Annotated in this window: 2 protein-coding genes; one reads left to right on the top strand and one right to left on the bottom strand. The window is 63.2% G+C overall.

The features are described from left to right. Positions 1 to 221 (top strand): glucoamylase family protein (locus MAXJ12_RS36240; RefSeq protein ID WP_008840328.1); only part of this gene is annotated, 221 nt, incomplete at its 5' end. 243 nt (positions 222 to 464) lie between these two features. On the opposite strand, the gene MAXJ12_RS37945 is transcribed toward MAXJ12_RS36240, so the two are convergent. Continuing rightward, a partial coding sequence (locus MAXJ12_RS37945) for a hypothetical protein (RefSeq protein ID WP_008840327.1) occupies positions 465 to 644 on the bottom strand: 180 nt, incomplete at its 5' end.

Here is a 644-nt window from a genome sequence, read left to right as displayed (position 1 = left end):
CGCACCCGGGATCGCCGGATAACATCTTTGGCTGGTGGATCTCGCGTTGGCACTTCGGCCTAAACGAAGGCCCCATCGTCCTGATGATCGAAAACGAACGCAGCAGCCTGTTGTGGCGATTGATGCGCTCATGCCCGTACATCCGCAGCGGCTTGCAAGGGGCGGGGTTCGAAGGCGGCTGGCTGACGGAGCTCCCGCAGGTAACGAGCCCACCGTCTTGAGCTGCAGCCACAGGTAACGGTCTCCGGCTCGATGACGTCTCGACGCGCTCCAGATGCGCGGGGAACGCCTTGCGCGGTCGCGCAGCACGTTGCCGCTCGCCTGCCGACCTCGCCGCCTCGAGCCGGTCTGGACCTCGTCGAAGGCAAAGTCCTGCTGGTCGGCATCGAGCTTCTCGGAGCGCGCGTCGTCCTGCTGACAATAACATCCAGCTTCCACGTGATTGGCGAGACTTTCGACCGCGCCTACCAATTGGCGTCGCTTTCGAGCGAACCACTCCAGGACGTCCAGACGATCTCGGTGCCGCCGTGGTTGATCTCAAGCTTGAGGTTCCGGGGGAATATGCCTTGGTAGACCATGCGCTGTCTCGCGTGGCGCGAGGTCTCGTCGGCAAGCTGAAGGTCCACGGTTCCGAGAGGCCTGAT

It is taken from the genome of Mesorhizobium alhagi CCNWXJ12-2 (assembly GCF_000236565.1).
Classification (GTDB): Bacteria; Pseudomonadota; Alphaproteobacteria; order Rhizobiales; family Rhizobiaceae; genus Allomesorhizobium; species Allomesorhizobium alhagi.
Note: the sequence above shows the minus strand (reverse complement) of the source record. Positions and strands in the feature narration are given on the sequence as shown.